Genomic DNA, 18,618 nt, shown 5'->3' with positions numbered 1-18,618 from the left:
ACTGGAGGTTATCGAACATGGGAAAAATGGATGAAATCATTTTAGTCGCACCGCGTAAACGTGTTTTCCAAAACGAAACACTTGCGTTTAATGGGGTGAATAGTGAAGAAGAAGCAATCGAAACGATCATGAAAGAAATTGAAGAGCACTTCCAGCAGATGCGAAGAGGCGATGCAGAAGAAAATCCTGACTTCAAGCAGCCGATTCCTTATGTCGTCATTAAGCGTAAGGACGAAGTGTATGTATATGAAAGACTTCGAGGCGGGGGAGAGACGAGATTACATCATAAGTTATCTCTTGGTTTTGGCGGTCATATGAACTTTGCCCAAGGGAAAGATTTTGCTGAGATCCTAAAAGAAAATACGGACCGTGAGCTTGACGAGGAGCTTTCTATTCAAGAAGAAGACAAACTTGACATGAAAACCCTTGGATTAATCAATGATGATGACAACAGTGTCGGCCGTGTGCACATCGGGCTGTTATCAGCACTGGAATTATCACCTGGTGCTCCTGTTGAAGTCAAAGAAACAGATCAAATCTCAGGAAAATGGATGAAAGTAGCGGACTTGAAAAAGCCTGAATACTTCGAGCGTCTTGAAACGTGGTCTCAATTTGTCGTGAACATCTTAGCATAAATAGATAAACAACAAACCGGCTCTACAGACGACTGAGCCGGTTTGTTTCATTATGACAGCTTCAGCTTATTTGAAAACGAATGCGTCGTGACCGGCCTGCTTCAATCTTGCGACGAGGTTATCCGCATTTTGCTTTGAACGGAAAGCTCCAGCTTGTACCCGGAACATTCCGCCTTCTAGTAAAACGAATGCTTCAAATCCTTTGGATCTAAGTGTGGCTGCTAGTTGATCTGCATTGGCTTTGACCTTGAAAGCCCCTGCCTGCACTTTATAAAGTTTTACCCCTTTTTTTTTCAACTGAAGTGCCTTCTCTAATCCATTAGCATGAGCGCGAGCGATGCCTTGAAGGAAGGTCGCGTTGCGGAGCTTATTTGCATCAGCTGCCGTATCAATAAAACCGTTCTCTGTTAAAATGGCAGACATAGAAGTTTCCCGAAGAACGTGGAAATTCGCAGTTTTCTTTCCGCGGTCGGCAAAATCAACCGAGCGGACAATTTCATCATGAAGGGTATTGCGATACGTGGTTGTTGGTGCTGAAACGCCAGGGTACACATAGCTTTCAAAACCTGTACCCCCGCCAGCATTAATATGAATAGACACGAAATAATCAGCTCCCCAGCTATTTGCCGCATTTGTTCGCTGGGATAAAGTGACGGATTGGTCAATTGAACGACTTAAGCGGACGGAAACCCCATCATATTCACTAATCAACATATCTCTCAGATAAAGTGCAATTTGGAGTGTTATATTTTTCTCTAAAAGTCCATTAGCAGTAGCTCCAAAATCTGTCCCTCCGTGGCCAGGATCAATAAAGATTTTCACCATCTATTCATCACCTCGTTTTTATTTTATGAGGAAATAGAATAATTGCCTGTACAAAATTCGGAAATCATTGGACTCCTCTCTGCATAATTTATCATCAAAACGCCCCTTTTTCTAAGAAAAATCAAATTGTTGGTTTGTCCCCCAAAAATGGATGAATACAATAGAGATAGCACATCATTTCCTGGGAAACCGCAGAATCTCCTACAATAACTGGTATCTCGGGTCATTTTGACAGCAAACCTGGGCTTAAGCGGGCGATTGTCACGATTACAGCTCCACCCGAATAGAATAAAGAGAGAAGAGCGAGAGGTGAATACGTTGGAGCGAGCTGTCACATATAAAAACAACGGCCAAATCAATATTATACTTAATGGGCAAAAGCAAGTATTGATTGATGCAGATTCAGAGGCAGAATACCTAGAAGCCTTGCAGAAAAATGAGGCAAAACACAGCATCTTACGGGCAATAGAGCGTGAAATGAACAGCCTTGTCGGTATGGATGAAATGAAACGAAACATAAAAGAGATTTATGCTTGGATTTTTGTCAATCAAAAAAGACAGGAACAAGGATTGAAGGTAGGTAAACAAGCGCTTCACATGATGTTCAAAGGTAACCCAGGCACAGGGAAAACAACGGTTGCAAGGTTAGTCGGAAAGCTTTTTTTTGAAATGAATGTCCTCTCAAAGGGTCACTTAATTGAAGCTGAACGCGGTGATCTCGTCGGAGAGTACATTGGGCATACTGCGCAGAAAACAAGGGATTTAATTAAAAAATCACTGGGCGGTATATTGTTCATTGACGAAGCCTACTCTCTTGCCCGTGGAGGAGAAAAGGATTTTGGAAAAGAAGCGATTGATACCCTTGTCAAACATATGGAGGATAAACAGCATGAATTCATACTCATCCTTGCTGGTTACTCCAAGGAAATGGATCATTTTCTGTCTTTAAACCCCGGTCTGCAATCTAGATTTCCAATCAATATTCATTTTCCTGATTATACAGTCGATCAGCTCATGGATATTGGGAAACGCATGATGACTGATAGGGAGTATGTCTTTACGCAAGAAGCAGAATGGAAGCTGCGAGATTATTTGATGCACATTAAGAGCACAACAAGTCCTGCCAAATTTAGCAACGGCCGTTTTGTGCGAAACACCATTGAAAAGGCCATCCGAACCCAGGCCATGAGGCTGCTTCTTGTTGATCATTACGATAAAAAAGATTTGCTTACCATTAAAAGCCACGATCTTCAAATGAAAGAGGATACGCCTTCTTGAAATGGCGTATCCTTTTTGTAAAGAGACGCCAAAATAAACCTTCCGAATAGTGGTATACGTGTGATGTGTTTGGTATGATGGTACTACTGAAAACTTAAGTACAGAAAGGAAACAACTGACGTTGAATGAACATCAAATGATCGAAAAAGCGATCCTTGTCGGCTGTCAATTGCCGCATGTAACGGATGAACGCTTTCAATACTCAATGGAAGAATTAGCTTCCTTAACCCAAACAGCTGGCGGTGAAGCTGTCAGCCTGATGACGCAGAAAAGAAATAGACAGGACAGCGCAACATATATCGGAAAAGGGAAAGTAGAAGAGCTTGAAGTGCTTTGCGAGGAATTAGCGTGTGATGTTATTATTTTTAACGACGAGCTTTCCCCAAGCCAGTTAAAAGCTTTGGCGACTGCCTTAAACGTGAAAATTATTGATCGAACGCAATTGATTTTAGACATCTTTGCCAAAAGAGCCCGTACAAGTGAGGGGAAGCTGCAAATTGAGCTTGCTCAGCTTCAATATGCCTTGCCGAGATTAAGTGGACAAGGGATCAGCCTTTCAAGACAAGGAGGCGGAATTGGTGCAAGAGGTCCAGGTGAAACAAAACTTGAAACAGACAGACGCCATATTCGAAACCGCATTCACGAAATTCACGGGCAGCTATCCGCAGTGAAAGATCACCGCACAAGACACCGGGAACGACGAAAGAAAAATGGTGTTTTCCAAATTGCCATTGTAGGGTATACGAATGCCGGAAAATCCACTTTGTTCAACCAGTTAACAGATGCCGATAGTCATGAGGAAAATTTGTTGTTTGCAACGCTTGATCCCATGACACGGAAAATGACATTAGCATCTGGCTACAGTGTGTTGATTTCAGATACAGTTGGTTTTATTCAAGACCTTCCAACGACGCTCATTGCAGCATTTCGTTCCACACTCGAAGAAGTGAACGAAGCAGATTATTTGCTTCATGTCATCGATTCTTCTAATGAGGATTATGAAGGGCACGAACGAACGGTTCTTGAGCTTTTAGAAGAATTAGAAGCAGACCGCATTCCCATGCTGACTATCTATAACAAGGAAGATCAAATCAGACCGGATTTTATTCCATCTTCAAAACAGCGCCATATTTTAATCAGTGCCAAACGCGAGGAAGATGTGAAGCGGTTAAAGTCGGATATGATGGCTGAGCTGAAAAAAGACTTTTTAAAGCCATATCATGTGAAGATTCCAGCGTATGAAGGGAAGCTTATATCTTCATTAAAGTCAGAAACCCTCGTGGAATCACTAGAATTTCAAAAAGAAGCAGAGCTTTACGACATCACCGGATTTAGTGGTGAAGAGCAGACCATATTAGGTCAAATCAAGAAGTATATGTTGTAGGAAAGGAATTAAATACGATGTTTCACACTTTAAAACATGGCACCATTTTAGAAAAAATAGCAGCAGAAGCAGAACAAGACATTTTACACATGCATCAGCAAATTGATCAAAAGAGTGAGAAAAATGAGTGGCGGGTTCTTGAAAGCTACCGGAAGCATAAAGTCAGTGACTCTCATTTTAACCCGACAACTGGTTATGGCTATGATGATAGGGGAAGAGATATCATAGAAAAAATTTATGCGGATGTATTTGGAGGGGAAAGCGGTCTTGTACGCCCGCAAATCATTTCCGGAACACATGCGATTTCTATCGCCTTATTCGGTGTGCTAAGACCTGGCGATGAATTGATCTACATGACAGGGAAACCGTACGATACCTTAGAGGAAATTGTCGGGATTCGCGGCAAAGAAGGGACAGGCTCATTAAAAGACTTCCAGATTGATTATAAGGCCATTGATTTGCGCCAAGATGGATCAGTCGATTATGACAAAGTAAAAGAGTCTATTTCCTCTAAAACAAAAGTCATTGGCATCCAGCGTTCAAAAGGCTATGCTTCAAGACCCTCCTTTACAATAGAAGAAATCGGACAAATGATTTCATTTGTGAAAGAGATCAATGAGGAGATCGTTGTCTTTGTTGACAACTGTTATGGTGAATTTACTGAATTACAAGAGCCTTGTCATGTTGGAGCAGACCTCATGGCCGGTTCTCTCATTAAAAACCCAGGCGGGGGTCTTGCCAAAACAGGTGGCTACATCGTTGGAAAAGAAAAATGGGTAGAAGCTTGCTCTTATCGAATGACATCGCCAGGCATCGGCAGTGAAGCGGGTGCATCGCTGTATGCGCTCCAAGAAATGTATCAAGGATTTTTTTTAGCACCACATGTCGTTGCTCAAAGCTTAAAGGGCGCAGTGTTTACGGCTCGTTTTCTTGAAAAGCTAGGGTTCCAAACAAACCCAGTTTGGAATGCAAAAAGAACGGACTTGATTCAATCTGTAGAATTTGGAGATCCTAAAAAAATGATTGCGTTCTGTCAGGCCATTCAATATGCATCTCCTATCAACAGTCACGTCACACCACATGCGAGCTACATGCCAGGCTATGAGGATGATGTCATTATGGCGGCTGGTACTTTTGTACAAGGAGCTAGTATTGAATTATCGGCTGATGGTCCAATCAGACCACCTTATACTGCCTACGTTCAAGGTGGACTCACGTATGCCCATGTGAAAAATGCGATTTGCAGTGCTATAGACGCCTTATTGGAACAAGGTTTTATCGAATGACCTGCTCGAAAAAAATCAATGTTAATATTCCTAACATATGTTTGACACATAATATAACATGACATATAATAAATTTAAGCAAAGAGGAGGAGACAGTTGAGATGAGTGATAACATTCGCCGCTCAATGCCTTTATTCCCAATTGGGATTGTCATGCAGCTAACAGAATTATCTGCAAGACAAATTCGCTATTATGAGGAAAATGGTTTAGTATTTCCAGCAAGAAGTGATGGAAATCGCCGATTATTTTCTTTCCATGATGTTGATAAATTACTAGAAATTAAAAACCTCATCGAACAAGGTGTAAACATGGCAGGAATCAAAAAGCTTTTTGCCAAAGCTGAGGCGGAGAATTCTGCGTCTGAAACAAAGACGGAGGAAAAAACCGCAGCTAAGCACAACTTGACAGATGATGAACTCAGGAAGCTACTGAAGAAGGAACTCATTCAGGCTGGACGTTTCCAACAAGGAACGACCTTTAGGCAAGGGGATATGTCAAGGTTCTTCCGTTAACATATTAGCAAACGCATTGCTATAAACATTTTATTTTTTGTAGGGGAGGAGTTTTACGAAATGGCAAAGTACACAAGAGAAGATATCGTAAAATTAGTAAATGAGGAAAACGTAAAGTACATCCGTCTGCAATTTACAGACATTCTCGGAACGATTAAAAATGTTGAGATTCCTGTGAGCCAGTTAGAAAAAGCTCTCGATAACAAATGTATGTTTGACGGTTCATCCATTGAAGGATTCGTACGTATTGAAGAATCAGATATGTATCTATATCCAGATCTAAACACATTTGTTATTTTCCCTTGGACAGCAGAAAAAGGTAAAGTTGCACGCTTTATTTGTGACATTTATAAACCGGACGGGACGCCATTTGATGGAGACCCTCGTAACAACTTAAAGCGTATCTTAATGGAAATGGAAGAACTAGGATTTAGTGATTTCAACCTTGGACCTGAGCCAGAATTCTTCTTATTTAAATTAGATGAAAAAGGCGAGCCAACGCTTGAACTAAACGATAAAGGTGGATACTTTGACCTTGCTCCAACAGATCTAGGTGAAAACTGCCGCCGTGATATCGTGCTTGAGCTTGAAGAAATGGGCTTTGAAATTGAAGCGTCTCACCATGAAGTAGCACCTGGACAACATGAAATTGATTTCAAATATGCAGGTGCGATCCGTTCTTGTGATGATATTCAAACGTTCAAGCTCGTTGTTAAAACGATTGCGAGAAAGCACGGACTTCATGCGACATTCATGCCAAAACCATTGTTCGGTGTTAACGGATCTGGTATGCACTGTAACCTATCATTATTCAAAAATGGCAAAAACGCATTCTATGATGAAAAAGCAGATTTACAATTAAGCGAGACAGCTAGACACTTTATCGCAGGTATTGTGAAGCATGCAACAAGCTTTACAGCGGTCACAAATCCTACAGTAAACTCTTACAAGCGTCTTGTACCAGGTTATGAAGCACCTTGCTATGTCGCATGGAGTGCACAAAACCGCAGCCCATTGATCCGTATCCCAGCATCACGCGGCATCAGCACACGTGTAGAAGTGCGCAGCGTAGACCCATCTGCAAACCCATACCTTGCACTAAGTGTATTACTTGCAGCAGGTCTAGACGGAATCAAAAACAAACTAGACGCACCAGCGCCAATTGACAGAAACATCTATGTCATGGACAAAGAAGAGCGCCTTGAAAACGGTATCGATGACTTACCTGCAACACTTGCAGAAGCGCTAGTGCTGCTAAAATCAAACGAAGTCATGGTCAATGCACTAGGCGATCACTTATTCGAGCACTTCATGGAATCAAAAGAAATCGAATGGGATATGTTCCGCACCCAAGTACACCCATGGGAACGCGATCAGTATATGTCTCAGTATTAATAAAGAAACGTTGATTTAACAAGGTTTTGAAAACAGATTTGGTGGTCAAATATAGAGTGACCGCAGCCTGAATCAAGGTTGACCACTTTTTGACCACCATATTCAACAAAAAAATTTAACTCAAAATCGAGTTGATGTAATTCTCGAAACTGTCCACAGATTTATTTTCGAGTTTTTCACTTATGTGAGCATATACGTCAGAAGTTATGCTTATATTTTTATGTCCTAATCTTTCTTGGATGAATTTCATACTTTGACCAGCTTCTAATAATAGAACTGCATGACTATGTCTTAGTCCATGGATTGGGATATTTACGGCGTGTTCGTTTGGTCATAGTAGACGCTTCTTGTATAAAGGTTTTAAACAAGTCTATCTGACCTTAATTTATATGTCTAACTCAGTGTAGCCGATTCAAGGTTGAGTTCATTAGAGATAAGAGGTCTTGACAAAATATTGGATAAGAATCATGTGTTTGAGTATGACTTTTTCATGTTAGAACAATAGAAATGATGTTATCAATATATTCAATAAGTAATCTAAAGGGAGAATTGATATGACAGATCTAGAATTTGCATTCGGCTGGCTTCCAGTAAGTATTATCATATTTTCATTTATTATCACATTGTTTGTACAAAAGATTTATTTAATGCCAGTTGTTAGCTTTTTTATTTCTATCCTCCTAACATTTACAATTTTTAATGTCTCATTTTTAGGCTGGGCAGTTGTTTACACTTTATTTTCATTAATTTCTTCATATATTGCATTATTGATTCACAAGATTTTAAATAAGAAGAAGTCATAAAATAACATAGCAAAATCGGTTGTTATATTATTGAAGGAGTTATTTTTTAGTTTTAGATTTGTTTTCCATTTTTCTTAAAAACTGCACCTCACTTAATAGAAAACAGATAAATCATTTTCAAACAGTCCCTTTTAAGTGCTTAAATTCTTTTACTGTGGTTTCTTCTTTGGTCTAATGTCTTCTCCAAACAAGTGATACATCCAAATCAATTGGGGAATCTATTTCAGACTCATTCCAAAAAGAGGACATAGATGGTGATGCGTATTCTCGATCGCATAGGCGAACCAATGCGACTGGTTCTCTAGCAGAAATCGTCTTGGTTCTAAAGGGGCAGAAGCCATAACAAAAATGGGGACAACAGCTGCCAAAACAACAGTGAAGAAAGGGCTTGAACAAGGAGCAAGATCAATAGATAGAGTCTCTATTCCGAATCTATTGCCATACTCACCAAAGTTTCAAATAGCTGGTGGAGGGAAACTACCGTATATTGTTTTTGACGGGGAGAATATCAAAAATAAGCTTCTCTCAATGGCCAAACGTCTAGATAACAATTCAGGCTACGGAATCTCGCAGACAGGCAGAAGATTACCAGCACCCAACAGTCGTTAAATATGGAGATCATTATGTGAGGTGGAAACGCAAGAAAGTATTAAAACCAAATGTCCTCTATTCAACAAAACAAGACTACACCTACACAACGGATCACTACGGACGCGCATTGTCAAAGTCGAATCAAGTGATTTAAACAGAAGAAATCAATACGCTCAATCCAATTCAGGCCAATTCAATAAAGCCAGATCGATTACTGGATGATGACGGAGGTCATTTTTGATCGCATCTATTTTCGAAGGGTCTGGAGATGTTGATAACCTACTTCCGATGAATTCACATATCAATCGAAGTGGCGGGAAATGGTATCAGATGGGGCAGAACACAAGTGGAAAAAAGCATTAACGGCCGGCTGACCCTCCAAAGCATATAGAGGTTAAAATCGAACCTATCTATAAGAATGATTAATTAAGACCTGTAGCTTATAGAATATAAAATCGGAGAGCAAAAGAGATTTAGAACTATTAGAAATAAACCATGAGGTTAAAGTATAGAAAAAAATAAAAGAAAACTATAAAGAAGTAGCAGAAATAATTTCTCAATATTCCGATTATAAACTCTTCATTATGTTATTTTTATATATAGAATTTAGGCATCTTCTAGTGTAAGTTAAATATATTTCTTCTACTAGGTGACGACAGAACAATTATAAATAAAATAAAGACATAATCAAACAGATATGCCTATTCATTATGCCGTTCGATCATGTTCTCATTATATTTTTAAAACATAGTACTTCAAATAAAGACGTTACTGCTTTTTTTCTCTAGTAAGAATCTTAATTGTAAATAAAATTATTAACCCGATTAAGATCAACACGACCTCCATCGTACCGGAAATATGACTAAACTTCAAAAAGGCAATAAGTAAGATAACTATTCCAACACCTATATAAAAGATCAAATTAGTATTTTTCTTTGATGAATTTGACATAAATTAAATCCCCTTTTTTGTACATTTAAATAAACACAGACAAAGATTTATATACACAGATGACAACAGCAATCAAAATTATTTGTACAATTGGTTTCTTCTCAAAATACCTTAACCATACACCAACAACTACTAAACCTAGATAAAAGAACGGATTGAAGAAGATATACGTTGAGAAATTTTCTGTTGTTAATTTATTTGCGTTTGATAAAGCAATAGTTTCTATCACTTGGTTTAGATTCAAAATGAGATTAAATAAACTAGCGATGAAAAAACTTTTCATCATACTTATTCTAATATTCATCATGACAGAGCTAATATGAATGAGTAAAGAAACAATCACAACATCAATTAATGACGCTAAAATTAAAAGTACAATTGTCATTAATATTACAGTATTTTCCCCTACATTGATTGATGACTTTTCTAACAAAGGGACAGAAATAGCTTCTGTAATGTAAAGCGACACTATGAAATGAATGACGATAATTACGCTCCAGATAAATAGCAATGAAAGCTTCTCTTTTTTTAACATGTTCCTCTCCTTATAAACAAAAGAAATACACTATAATAAAAATTCAATTACTGCAGCCAACAATAACAATACTGTCCCAAAAATGAAATTTTTGATGACTGTATAAATATCTATCCAAAAGTCAAACTTGTTACCAACAACAAAATATTTTAAAAATAAACTCACTGGATAAATACCAATTTTATAGAAAAAATAGATTGCAGGAAGCTCAATCACTCCATGCAAAATATGATAAAGAATGTATCCAACATCATGACCTAACAATAGAGCTCCCTTCATTGTCACTCCAAGCAAGTATGCATTTGTAGCGATGAGAAAGGTAGTGAGTAAGCCTGCTGTAACGACGCCAACGACAAGAACCATACAGTATAAAAAATTGTTAGTAAAATAAAGGTACACACTATCCTCTACATACATGACATCCGAGGGTGCTTTTTTAGTTAATATAAAACCAATAACACCGAATACTACATGAAGAATTATGAAAAAAATGGACACTGCTGAAAGTCTAATTTTATTTATAAACAAGTTCTTCATAATGATCCTCTAAATAAAATACCTTATCACATATCTCTCTTAAAGTTTCGATCTGATGTGTTGAAAATACAATGGAACAGTGTTTGCTTGTAAGTTCTTTAAATTTTTCAATGATCACTTTTTGACTTTTCTCATCAATACCTGTAAGTGGTTCATCTAATAATAAATAATGAATATCTTCATTGATGAGTGCGGCACAAAGCGCCAATTTTTGTTTCATTCCGTGTGAATAATGTTTGATCAATTTATCCTTATTCGGATATAGAGTATAGTCCTCTAAAATACCATGAATCTTTGAAACATCTTTTTTCTTAAAAACAGATTGTATAAATACAAGATATTCATATCCAGTTAAATATTCATACGACCTAGGGACGTCAGGCACGAACACTACATTTTCCTCGGTCTCTTTCATAATATCACCACTATCTAACTCGTAAATACCTGCTATACACTTTAATAATGTAGATTTACCTGAGCCATTAGAACCAACTATCGCAACAATCTCGCCTGGCATTAACTCTAAATTGATCTTCTCAAAGATCAAACTGTTTCCATAACTAAAAGATGCTTCCTTAACTTGCATTTTTAATCACATCCTTCACTTTGGTATTTCTCAAATACAAGACCGCGACGACGATAATCGAAGACTGAATAACAATTAAAGTCACTATGTACTTTCCTAAATGAAAAAGCATATCCAGATTAAAAATTTCCATAATAAAAATAAAGGAAAGCAAAATAGAGATTATGTACAAATAAACATTTTCAAACATGACTGCTTTACTTGAGTTTCCTATTTCATAATCACTCTCAGGATTTATTTTCGGAAAGAGTATTGCACCAATGGTAGCAGCTAGCCCCATGTTGATAAATACAAAAACAATTAAAAGAGCAACGCCAGTAATGATTGGATAAGGAATATGTAAGATGATCATTGTGATGACACTAAAGATTACTGGTATCCCAGATAAAATCATATACAAGTAAACTTTCTGTATTAAGATTTCATTTAAAGAAATGTTCCATGCAGTATTGGGTGGCAATGCAAAAAATTCAATATCAGGGCTAATGACCTTTTTTAAGTAATCGGTTATAAAATTTGAAAAAGCCACAGATATAAATATGATGGATAGTATAACATAAGAATTATTCTTTAAAAATAAATTAACTAACATTGGAACAGTTGCTAACGAACATACATGTAGAACATATAAATATTTTAAGAACTTGAGTTTATTGTGGTAAGTCCTTTTTACAAGTAAGATATCTTTGTTAAAGAAAATCAACTTTTTAAATCCTAGCCTGTGCTGAACAACAGCTTCTTTTGTATTTACTTCTTCTTTACCAATTTTCCGAATCACCTTATGATAGTGAAGCATCATAGACAGAATAAATAGAACCGAACAGACGATTAACAGTTCTGTCAAGATGTTGAATATATCAAATTGAAAATGACTATAGATTTGTATTATTTCCGACTTAAAAAGATGTAAAATTGATAACAATACGATATAGACAGTAAAACATACTAAAATGAGCTTTAAAAGTCGCACATTTTGGCCAAGTCCTTTTTGGAAGTAGCTTCTATAAAATTGATAGGAAGAAAAGTTCATCACTGTTAAGATTATTAATATAACTAATAACAACAAAGAAATAATCACTATTGGATTTCCAATCATGAACATAGGCAAAAAAAACATCAAGAAAAATTTCAACACAGTTTTACCAAAAAAATAAAAATAAATATGTCGATAAATTTTTCTGTATGATTCTGTTCTTTTCACAACTATATTTTGATGTAAAGTGTAAACTAAATAATTTTTTATAGGGAAATCTCTCGCATCAATTATTGCTAAGAAACAACATATGGTACTTATTAGAGAAATGTCTAATAGTCGAGCTTTTAAAACAAAAAATAAGCTTATGCCTATTGCAGGGTAAATGATGAAGAAACTTAAAAATAGAAATAAATATGTAGCATGACCGAACCATTGTGGTAATGATGCTTCATCTATTTTCTTTCTAAGATACATTTTTTGAAATAGTAAAGCTAATCTCATATAATATCACCTAATATATAGTAATAGGGGGAGAAGACAAAGATTAGTAGTTAATTACTGCTTTTCTCCCCTGTGCTTTTGCTATTGCCTTTAGTGCCCCAATAGCACCAGCTAAAGCAAGCCCTACGCCTGTAGCTGCACCGACAACACCAATAATAGTTGCGATTGTTCCGCCTGCCATAATAAGATCTGCAATTGTTTTAGCTGTACTTATTTCAATACCAAGCTTTGCTACTAAAAAGTTCTGATTAACACTCATAAAAGCAACAGAAGTTACAGCAATTGTTGCGATTAGTGACATAAAGCCAAAACCAAATAACTTTTTCATAAGTATTCCCCTTTTCTTTTAATTATTTTCTCCCCCTTTTTATATTTTGTCATAAAAATTGTATAACTTCAACATTCTTTACAATTTAAATAAAAATAGTTAAATGATCCCATTGTTATATGAATTTAAAATAATAATAAAGACTGCATTTACAATAAGAGAAACTGTGAAAAATATAGTACTAGGTTCAGCTCACAGTATCCTTTTATAATACTGAAATGGTATGTGTGTTTCACACTATAAAAGGAATTAGAGGTAATAATATGAAAATAAGTAACATTATTGTCACATCTTTGTTGTCAGCATCTGTATTATTCACTGGGCTTGGTTTGGAAGGGAAAGCGATAGCAAAAGATGTATTTCCTTCTATGAATGATAAAAGAGTCAAAAAAGAAGTAGCTGAGATGAAAGCAGAAGGAGTAACCTCTAAGCAAATTAAAGAGCTTTATGAAATGAGTAAAAAAGAATATAGCTCTGTATCTACGGAAGAAAAAGCAGAAGCACTGTACAAAGAGTCAAAGAAAGATATTAACCAATATATTAAAAATGGCGTGATCGACGAGTATCTGCCTAAGTACAACGAAGAGAGAGAAAAGAGGAGCGTAAACGCCAAGAGTAAGAGCAAGAGCAAGAGCAAGAGCAAGAGCCTAGGAACTAAAGGCGATGTATTGGTGAGTTACGACTTGAACTCAGGTAGTTCTGTAATTGGACTTGGACATGCCGCAATTGTCTCTACTGAAAAAAAAACAGACAGTAGAGTCTTGGCATAAGAATTGGAGTCCGATTAAACAGCATGGAGTCAGAAAATACAATAATACATGGCGTACTAGAAAGAAGGTTTATGGGCTTTGGGTGAAGAAGTCTAATAACAAGAAGTATATTAATGCGGCTAAATATGCAAACAAGCTAAAGAGAAGAAGCCATACAATATGAACTGGCTTGATAAGAAAACTACAAAAAAATTCTATTGTTCTCAATTGGCTTGGAGAGCTTGGAAGAATCAAGGTCACGATATTGACAATATAAAATTTGATACAGTCGTATCGCCAATGGAATTAGTTAACTCTAACAACACGAAGGTTTTTTATCATAAAAAGTAAGAGGTTAAGCAGTCGGGGTGTCCCGATTGCTTTGCTTGTTTAAAATTGAAAGGAGATGATTGAATGAATTATTTTAAAATACTTGTATCCATTTGTATCATAGCAATAATTTGTTCAGCATGTTCACAGAGGCAGGATGCAGTAGTAGACTCTCCTAAAAAAGAGTTGAGCGATATGGAAGACAGTAAATTTGCTGTAATTTACTCAAAAATGATGGATAGGGGATGCGAGATAGTAAACTATAACAATACGGGGAGTAAGCTATCAAGCGTGTCATTAAAAGACTGCGTGGGATTTACTTCGTCTACTCAGAGTGATAATAATATGTACTTCTCATCTAATAGGTCTAATTATCATGTGTCTCTAAATAAAAAGACAGGTAGGGTAGAGCCTTTGAATACAAAATCACTTTCAAAATCTACAGAAGACGAGGGAGCATTCTTTATTAACTACTCTAATGGGTATGTTTTACACGACATTAACGTGGGTTTTACAGAGGATGGCTTAGTAGGCGAATTAGTATATTGGAATGAAGATAACAACGACAAAAATCAAGTTGAATTAGATGGAGAATTAACAACAGCTATATTTGAAGACAAAAAAATCTATGCCATTCTCAGCAATGATGAAAGTGTCACAGTATCTTCAATAGACCCTAAAACTCATAAAGAAAAACGAAAAAAGATAGACGTCGAATCAGTCTTTTTTCCTGACAACAATGAATCTTTGAAGTCATTAAACAATGAAAAATTAATTCTTGCCGTAAACGATGGTGTTGACAGTAAGGAAGAATCAATGTTGGTTGTACTCGACAAAAAAACTCTCGATACAAAAAGAGAGATCGTAATGGACAAGGGATTCACTATCTACAAGACCAGTGTAGACAATGATAAAGTCACAATAGTTTCCTATGAAGGTGAAGTAAAAATGTTTAACAGAGACTTCAAAGAGATATTATCTGAAAAAATTCCACTTAATTTTAAATCAGATGACGAACGTTTAGAAGAGGTCAAGATTTTAGACGGCAAGATTTATGCATTGGTAAGAATGTTTGATAGAGATAAGGATGGAGTTATTGGCAGAATTATTGAATATAATATTGAAAGCAAAGACTCTAAAGAGATATCGCTAAAATCTGATAGAGATTGGGAAATGACGAGCTTGGAAGTCATAAAATAACTGGTGAGGAGAGTGGAGTATATTAGCTTACATTATCTTCAACCCATGGCTCTTGTGTTATTCACATTGCCATTATTGTATTTGGCTTGGGGGATTATCGGCTATTTAATCTTTAAGAAGGTCTATGTGGTACTAATTATCACATTTATCACATCGACCATCTTCATATTTGCATACACTGGGTTCGACATGTCTAATATGTACTGGGTAGTGACTGTCACCTTTCTATGTATGTGTACCTCTGTCATAACAAAAATTATACGATATATTTTAAATCGTATTGCTCAGTGATTCTTTTAATTGGGAGGAGGAATTTTGGGTAAAGAAGAATTGTATTGTCAATTAATGCACATGAAAAATGCGATTGTGGCTTTGCACGATCATTTAGCACCTGAATTTAGAACAAGAGATTTAGCTCTTCTAAAGTATAGTTTTACTGAAAAGCAGATTTCTGAATTAGATGATTATTTCATGAAGATCACTATGGAAAAGTCTAAAGTCAGCAAAGAAGACTTTAGAAAAAAGCTTGCTGAAATAAAAGGTCTTCCTCACTTGACTAATGAAGTTGCTGAAGATGTTTTATTGTCTTATAAAGCTGATGATCTACATACTAAATTCATCAACAACATATTAAAGTGAACAGACTGAAGGCCTGTTTTTTTGTTTCTGAATATCATTGAATTTGCTGATACTTTTTGATTGCGGTGTCCGAAAGCATTTTTTATTTTTCATTGTTTCGTTTTGAGGAACATTTCTGTGTTCCTTAACTGTGGAGGTGCTTTGATGATCATTGCATGTGGTTTTCAGAAACGGAAAGATGCCGTCCGGTGCTGTTCGTTCATGATTCCAGCCAGCCCCTCAAAAAATTCGGGGCTTTCGCCGGAGCGTGAAAAGGCATTTTTTCAATCGAACTTGGCGTTTTCTTCAGGAGCGCTACGGAAAAAATCGAATCATTGGAAAATGATATTGATGTGTTTTTTTAAAATGCATTTAAATACAGAAAAACATGTTTTGAAAATAAATTTCCAAATATAGAACCCACATCAGTGTTCTTTCTTGGTTATATTAAAGAAGAAAATTAATAGGATTCATCTGATGATGATTACATAGGGATGTCAATAGGTGGGAGTATAAAGGTTAGAGCGGAATCTCCTGTTGCGGAGAATGTCCTTTTTAATGAAAAGGACGGTTTATCGCGAACGTTTGTTATGGAAACTAAAGAAGCTTATGATAAAGCAAATGCATTTTTAGCGAAATCTCAACCGCAGATTACTGTAATGGCAAAGAAGAAGAAAAACTGTGGAGGAGTCAATCGTTATGATGGGAACAGAGTAGCAGGTACAGTGTATATTGATTCTTGTAGAGCTAATAAGATGGCTGCTATTATAAATGCTGGCGGTACTGGGATTAAGGTTAAAGTTTTAAGAAATCCTATTAATGGTAAAATGTATCCTTATTGGATAAAACCACAATAATTTAAGTGGAGGGATATATATGCGATTGTTAAAAATATCTCTACTTTTAATTTCTATGTTAGTTATTTCAATTAGTATTTATACAATCTTTTTTGATTCATCTGGCTCAACTGCTTATTTTGCTTCTCCCTTGATTGGCTTAATGTTAATAATAATAATAGCTATATTGTCATGTGTGTTCTATTTCCAAAATTGTCAACACTTTTTTTGTTTCAATGGATTCTTTCAAAGCGAGCATGAGATTTTCATCTCGCTTTTTTTGCTGTTCTTCAAATCATTCTAGCTGTTTATGGTGTGTTTTATAAATACTTAAGAGGTTAAGGAGAGTAATAAAATGTATTTATTCTTATTCACTTTAATTTACTGTGTGTTAACACAGATTTTTAATTTGTCCTATGAGATTTCTTTTGGGGTGTATCTTATTGGTTTAGGTCTGATAAAAGGACTTTCCAGTGGGGAAATTAAAGATATCTTTAATTTCAAGAAGACAAGGGACGTGTACAAAGAAAACAGATTCATAGATTCTTTAATGGAATTGCTCTCTTTGATATTAATCTTTATTAATACATACATAATTGATTATGAACCATTCTCTCCCTTTGAGTTTGTTTATACTTTTATCCTAATTGTACTTCTATACAGATTCCTATTTTGGGGAATCATAAGAGAGTCGAAAAAATGGTTTCATAAAGAATCATAAGAGACGTTGTAGTATTGACTTATAAAAATCACTTACCATATATTTTCATGCTACCATTTTTTGTTTTTCATTTGGGAATATGATGGGAAATTTAAGGTTATTTTCATTGTGTAAAGATGTTTCTTTATGTAAAATTACCACGAAAAGAATATTTTTCAACCGATAACGAAGTATTCCAAAGAAGGATAGCAACAGCTCAAATATTAAAAGTAATGCTTGAAGAATTTCGAAGGATAAAAAAGGTATAATAAACAATGGCAAAGACACTGTAGTCTGCCGTTAAGTGACTTTAAATAAAAGAAGTATTTCAAAGAAAGGAGGAATGCTAAATGTTACAAAAGAAATCATGGATAAGCTAGAAATTAAGAATAGAACACAAGGGTTTGGATGAAATGGTAGCGCATCATATGGGGAAACATCGGTTTCATCAAAGTAAGTATAAGTACATTCTGTAAGATGTTTGAAGTCGCTAAATCAACATTTTATCGTTGGAAAAAACAAGGTCATCCGACAAAACAACAAGTGTTAATCGACCTCATTTCATCTCTTTGTGAGTCACACCAATATACGTATGGTTATCGTAAAAGAACGGCTCTACTGCAAAAAGAAATAAAAATGAATCATAAAACGGTACAACGTATTCAACAAAGCCACTTGAAATACATTGAATCAGCTACAGGCACTGCTTGAAAACTGTATACTTCATCGTGATCAAACATCGGTCTACATTTCATATGTTATCAAAAAAGGCATTATCATGAGCGTGCCCTGTATGGGAATGCCTGCTGATAATGCCCCAATGGAATTTTTCCACTGTTTTCATATTTATTCCTTATCTATTAATATTTTTTCCCGAAACATTCGCCTATGTTAAACCCTGATAAGAATGTTAAGCCATAAAAGCAAGGCGCACAAGCTGTACCCATTGTTACATTACAAGCTCCGCCACAGATGCTTCCTGCTAATGTAATCATCGCCCAACTAACTCCTTTTGAAGCCTTTCTGGCGTAATTATCCCTAAGAGAATATAAAAAAGAAGCA

At 36.1% G+C, this 18,618-nt stretch carries 21 protein-coding genes and 2 pseudogenes; 15 read left to right on the top strand and 8 right to left on the bottom strand.

Annotation, left to right across the window (positions count from 1 at the left end; translation table 11 throughout):
* Positions 1-17: 17 nt before the first annotated feature.
* Positions 18-635, top strand: coding sequence for a hypothetical protein (locus WAX46_RS10500; RefSeq protein ID WP_226568870.1), 618 nt, complete (start codon positions 18-20; stop codon positions 633-635).
* 66 nt (positions 636-701) lie between these two features.
* Here the strand turns inward: WAX46_RS10500 and WAX46_RS10495 are convergent, their stop codons facing one another.
* Positions 702-1,460 carry an N-acetylmuramoyl-L-alanine amidase gene (locus tag WAX46_RS10495; RefSeq protein WP_226568872.1) on the bottom strand — a complete coding sequence of 253 codons (759 nt, stop codon included), beginning with the start codon at positions 1,458-1,460 and terminating at the stop codon, positions 702-704.
* A 318-nt stretch (positions 1,461-1,778) separates the two neighbouring features.
* Here WAX46_RS10495 and spoVK point away from each other — a divergent pair, with 318 nt between their 5' ends.
* From spoVK to glnA, 5 genes are all read left to right on the top strand, one after another.
* Positions 1,779-2,738: a stage V sporulation protein K gene (spoVK, locus tag WAX46_RS10490; RefSeq protein ID WP_226568913.1), complete on the top strand. Its 960-nt coding sequence runs from the start codon at positions 1,779-1,781 to the stop codon at positions 2,736-2,738.
* A 121-nt stretch (positions 2,739-2,859) separates the two neighbouring features.
* Positions 2,860-4,122 (top strand): GTPase HflX, encoded by a 1,263-nt coding sequence (gene hflX / locus WAX46_RS10485; RefSeq protein ID WP_336493879.1) that lies wholly within the window; start codon positions 2,860-2,862, stop codon positions 4,120-4,122.
* Positions 4,123-4,139: 17 nt separating this feature from the next.
* Positions 4,140-5,408 (top strand): methionine gamma-lyase family protein, encoded by a 1,269-nt coding sequence (locus tag WAX46_RS10480; protein WP_336493877.1) that lies wholly within the window; start codon positions 4,140-4,142, stop codon positions 5,406-5,408.
* A 101-nt stretch (positions 5,409-5,509) separates the two neighbouring features.
* On the top strand, positions 5,510-5,920 hold the full coding sequence (locus WAX46_RS10475; RefSeq protein ID WP_226568878.1) for a MerR family transcriptional regulator: 411 nt from the start codon (positions 5,510-5,512) through the stop codon (positions 5,918-5,920).
* A gap of 60 nt (positions 5,921-5,980) precedes the next feature.
* Positions 5,981-7,315: a type I glutamate--ammonia ligase gene (glnA, locus tag WAX46_RS10470; RefSeq protein WP_226568880.1), complete on the top strand. Its 1,335-nt coding sequence runs from the start codon at positions 5,981-5,983 to the stop codon at positions 7,313-7,315.
* 115 nt (positions 7,316-7,430) lie between these two features.
* On the opposite strand, the pseudogene WAX46_RS10465 reads toward glnA, so the two are convergent.
* Positions 7,431-7,625, bottom strand: a pseudogene (locus WAX46_RS10465) (tyrosine-type recombinase/integrase); the annotation flags it as partial.
* A 244-nt stretch (positions 7,626-7,869) separates the two neighbouring features.
* Here WAX46_RS10465 and WAX46_RS10460 point away from each other — a divergent pair.
* The 4 genes from WAX46_RS10460 (at position 7,870) to WAX46_RS10445 (ending at position 9,072) form a co-directional block, all read left to right on the top strand.
* On the top strand, positions 7,870-8,118 hold the full coding sequence (locus WAX46_RS10460; RefSeq protein ID WP_226568882.1) for a DUF2651 family protein: 249 nt from the start codon (positions 7,870-7,872) through the stop codon (positions 8,116-8,118).
* 348 nt (positions 8,119-8,466) lie between these two features.
* Positions 8,467-8,727: a hypothetical protein gene (locus WAX46_RS10455; protein WP_226568884.1), complete on the top strand. Its 261-nt coding sequence runs from the start codon at positions 8,467-8,469 to the stop codon at positions 8,725-8,727.
* Between the two features lie 16 nt (positions 8,728-8,743).
* Positions 8,744-8,863, top strand: a complete 120-nt coding sequence (locus WAX46_RS10450; protein ID WP_226568886.1) for a DNA/RNA non-specific endonuclease — start codon at positions 8,744-8,746, stop codon at positions 8,861-8,863.
* 83 nt (positions 8,864-8,946) lie between these two features.
* Entirely contained in the window at positions 8,947-9,072 is a 126-nt protein-coding gene (locus WAX46_RS10445; protein ID WP_226568888.1) for a DNA/RNA non-specific endonuclease, read from the top strand.
* 613 nt (positions 9,073-9,685) lie between these two features.
* Here the strand turns inward: WAX46_RS10445 and WAX46_RS10440 are convergent.
* Genes WAX46_RS10440 through WAX46_RS10420 form a run of 5 tightly spaced genes read right to left on the bottom strand, consistent with a single transcriptional unit; the run spans position 9,686 to position 13,123 of the window.
* Positions 9,686-10,195: a hypothetical protein gene (locus WAX46_RS10440; protein WP_226568891.1), complete on the bottom strand. Its 510-nt coding sequence runs from the start codon at positions 10,193-10,195 to the stop codon at positions 9,686-9,688.
* A 30-nt stretch (positions 10,196-10,225) separates the two neighbouring features.
* The gene (locus WAX46_RS10435; protein ID WP_226568892.1) at positions 10,226-10,732 is read right to left on the bottom strand and encodes a stage II sporulation protein M; all 507 of its coding nucleotides are present in this window, start codon (positions 10,730-10,732) and stop codon (positions 10,226-10,228) included.
* A complete protein-coding gene (locus tag WAX46_RS10430; RefSeq protein ID WP_226568894.1) occupies positions 10,710-11,318 on the bottom strand; it encodes an ATP-binding cassette domain-containing protein in 609 nt (202 codons plus the stop codon). Before WAX46_RS10430 ends, WAX46_RS10435 begins: the two co-directional genes overlap by 23 nt.
* Positions 11,308-12,795 (bottom strand): hypothetical protein, encoded by a 1,488-nt coding sequence (locus WAX46_RS10425; RefSeq protein ID WP_226568896.1) that lies wholly within the window; start codon positions 12,793-12,795, stop codon positions 11,308-11,310. Before WAX46_RS10425 ends, WAX46_RS10430 begins: the two co-directional genes overlap by 11 nt.
* A 43-nt stretch (positions 12,796-12,838) precedes the next feature.
* Positions 12,839-13,123, bottom strand: a complete 285-nt coding sequence (locus WAX46_RS10420; RefSeq protein ID WP_226568898.1) for a circular bacteriocin, circularin A/uberolysin family — start codon at positions 13,121-13,123, stop codon at positions 12,839-12,841.
* A 263-nt stretch (positions 13,124-13,386) separates the two neighbouring features.
* Here WAX46_RS10420 and WAX46_RS10415 point away from each other — a divergent pair, with 263 nt between their 5' ends.
* From WAX46_RS10415 to WAX46_RS10395, 4 genes are all read left to right on the top strand, one after another.
* A complete protein-coding gene (locus WAX46_RS10415) occupies positions 13,387-13,893 on the top strand; it encodes a hypothetical protein (RefSeq protein ID WP_336493871.1) in 507 nt (168 codons plus the stop codon).
* A 393-nt stretch (positions 13,894-14,286) separates the two neighbouring features.
* Positions 14,287-15,402, top strand: a complete 1,116-nt coding sequence (locus tag WAX46_RS10410) for a hypothetical protein (RefSeq protein ID WP_226568902.1) — start codon at positions 14,287-14,289, stop codon at positions 15,400-15,402.
* Between the two features lie 315 nt (positions 15,403-15,717).
* Complete coding sequence (locus WAX46_RS10400; protein WP_336493870.1) at positions 15,718-16,041, top strand: hypothetical protein; 324 nt, start codon at positions 15,718-15,720, stop codon at positions 16,039-16,041.
* A 473-nt stretch (positions 16,042-16,514) separates the two neighbouring features.
* Positions 16,515-16,877, top strand: coding sequence for a hypothetical protein (locus WAX46_RS10395; protein WP_226568906.1), 363 nt, complete (start codon positions 16,515-16,517; stop codon positions 16,875-16,877).
* A gap of 169 nt (positions 16,878-17,046) precedes the next feature.
* Here the strand turns inward: WAX46_RS10395 and WAX46_RS10390 are convergent.
* Positions 17,047-17,133 (bottom strand): annotated as a pseudogene (locus tag WAX46_RS10390) (DUF3967 domain-containing protein); the annotation flags it as partial.
* A gap of 900 nt (positions 17,134-18,033) precedes the next feature.
* Here WAX46_RS10390 and WAX46_RS10385 point away from each other — a divergent pair.
* Entirely contained in the window at positions 18,034-18,267 is a 234-nt protein-coding gene (locus tag WAX46_RS10385) for an IS3 family transposase (RefSeq protein ID WP_336493869.1), read from the top strand.
* Positions 18,268-18,618: the final 351 nt, after the last annotated feature.

This window comes from Bacillus sp. FJAT-53060 (assembly GCF_037104745.1).
GTDB classification, from domain to species: Bacteria; Bacillota; Bacilli; order Bacillales; family Bacillaceae; genus Bacillus; species Bacillus stratosphericus_B.
Note: the sequence above shows the minus strand (reverse complement) of the source record. Positions and strands in the feature narration are given on the sequence as shown.

Coding starts and splice junctions, on each gene's coding strand:
- WAX46_RS10500 (WP_226568870.1), top strand. CDS start 18: ATGGGAAAAATGGATGAAATCATTTTAGTCGCACCGCGTAAACGTGTT.
- WAX46_RS10495 (WP_226568872.1), bottom strand. CDS start 1,460: ATGGTGAAAATCTTTATTGATCCTGGCCACGGAGGGACAGATTTTGGA.
- WAX46_RS10480 (WP_336493877.1), top strand. CDS start 4,140: ATGTTTCACACTTTAAAACATGGCACCATTTTAGAAAAAATAGCAGCA.
- WAX46_RS10475 (WP_226568878.1), top strand. CDS start 5,510: ATGAGTGATAACATTCGCCGCTCAATGCCTTTATTCCCAATTGGGATT.
- glnA (WP_226568880.1), top strand. CDS start 5,981: ATGGCAAAGTACACAAGAGAAGATATCGTAAAATTAGTAAATGAGGAA.
- WAX46_RS10460 (WP_226568882.1), top strand. CDS start 7,870: ATGACAGATCTAGAATTTGCATTCGGCTGGCTTCCAGTAAGTATTATC.
- WAX46_RS10455 (WP_226568884.1), top strand. CDS start 8,467: ATGGGGACAACAGCTGCCAAAACAACAGTGAAGAAAGGGCTTGAACAA.
- WAX46_RS10440 (WP_226568891.1), bottom strand. CDS start 10,195: ATGTTAAAAAAAGAGAAGCTTTCATTGCTATTTATCTGGAGCGTAATT.
- WAX46_RS10435 (WP_226568892.1), bottom strand. CDS start 10,732: ATGAAGAACTTGTTTATAAATAAAATTAGACTTTCAGCAGTGTCCATT.
- WAX46_RS10430 (WP_226568894.1), bottom strand. CDS start 11,318: ATGCAAGTTAAGGAAGCATCTTTTAGTTATGGAAACAGTTTGATCTTT.
- WAX46_RS10425 (WP_226568896.1), bottom strand. CDS start 12,795: ATGAGATTAGCTTTACTATTTCAAAAAATGTATCTTAGAAAGAAAATA.
- WAX46_RS10420 (WP_226568898.1), bottom strand. CDS start 13,123: ATGAAAAAGTTATTTGGTTTTGGCTTTATGTCACTAATCGCAACAATT.
- WAX46_RS10415 (WP_336493871.1), top strand. CDS start 13,387: ATGAAAATAAGTAACATTATTGTCACATCTTTGTTGTCAGCATCTGTA.
- WAX46_RS10410 (WP_226568902.1), top strand. CDS start 14,287: ATGAATTATTTTAAAATACTTGTATCCATTTGTATCATAGCAATAATT.
- WAX46_RS10395 (WP_226568906.1), top strand. CDS start 16,515: ATGTCAATAGGTGGGAGTATAAAGGTTAGAGCGGAATCTCCTGTTGCG.
- WAX46_RS10385 (WP_336493869.1), top strand. CDS start 18,034: ATGTTTGAAGTCGCTAAATCAACATTTTATCGTTGGAAAAAACAAGGT.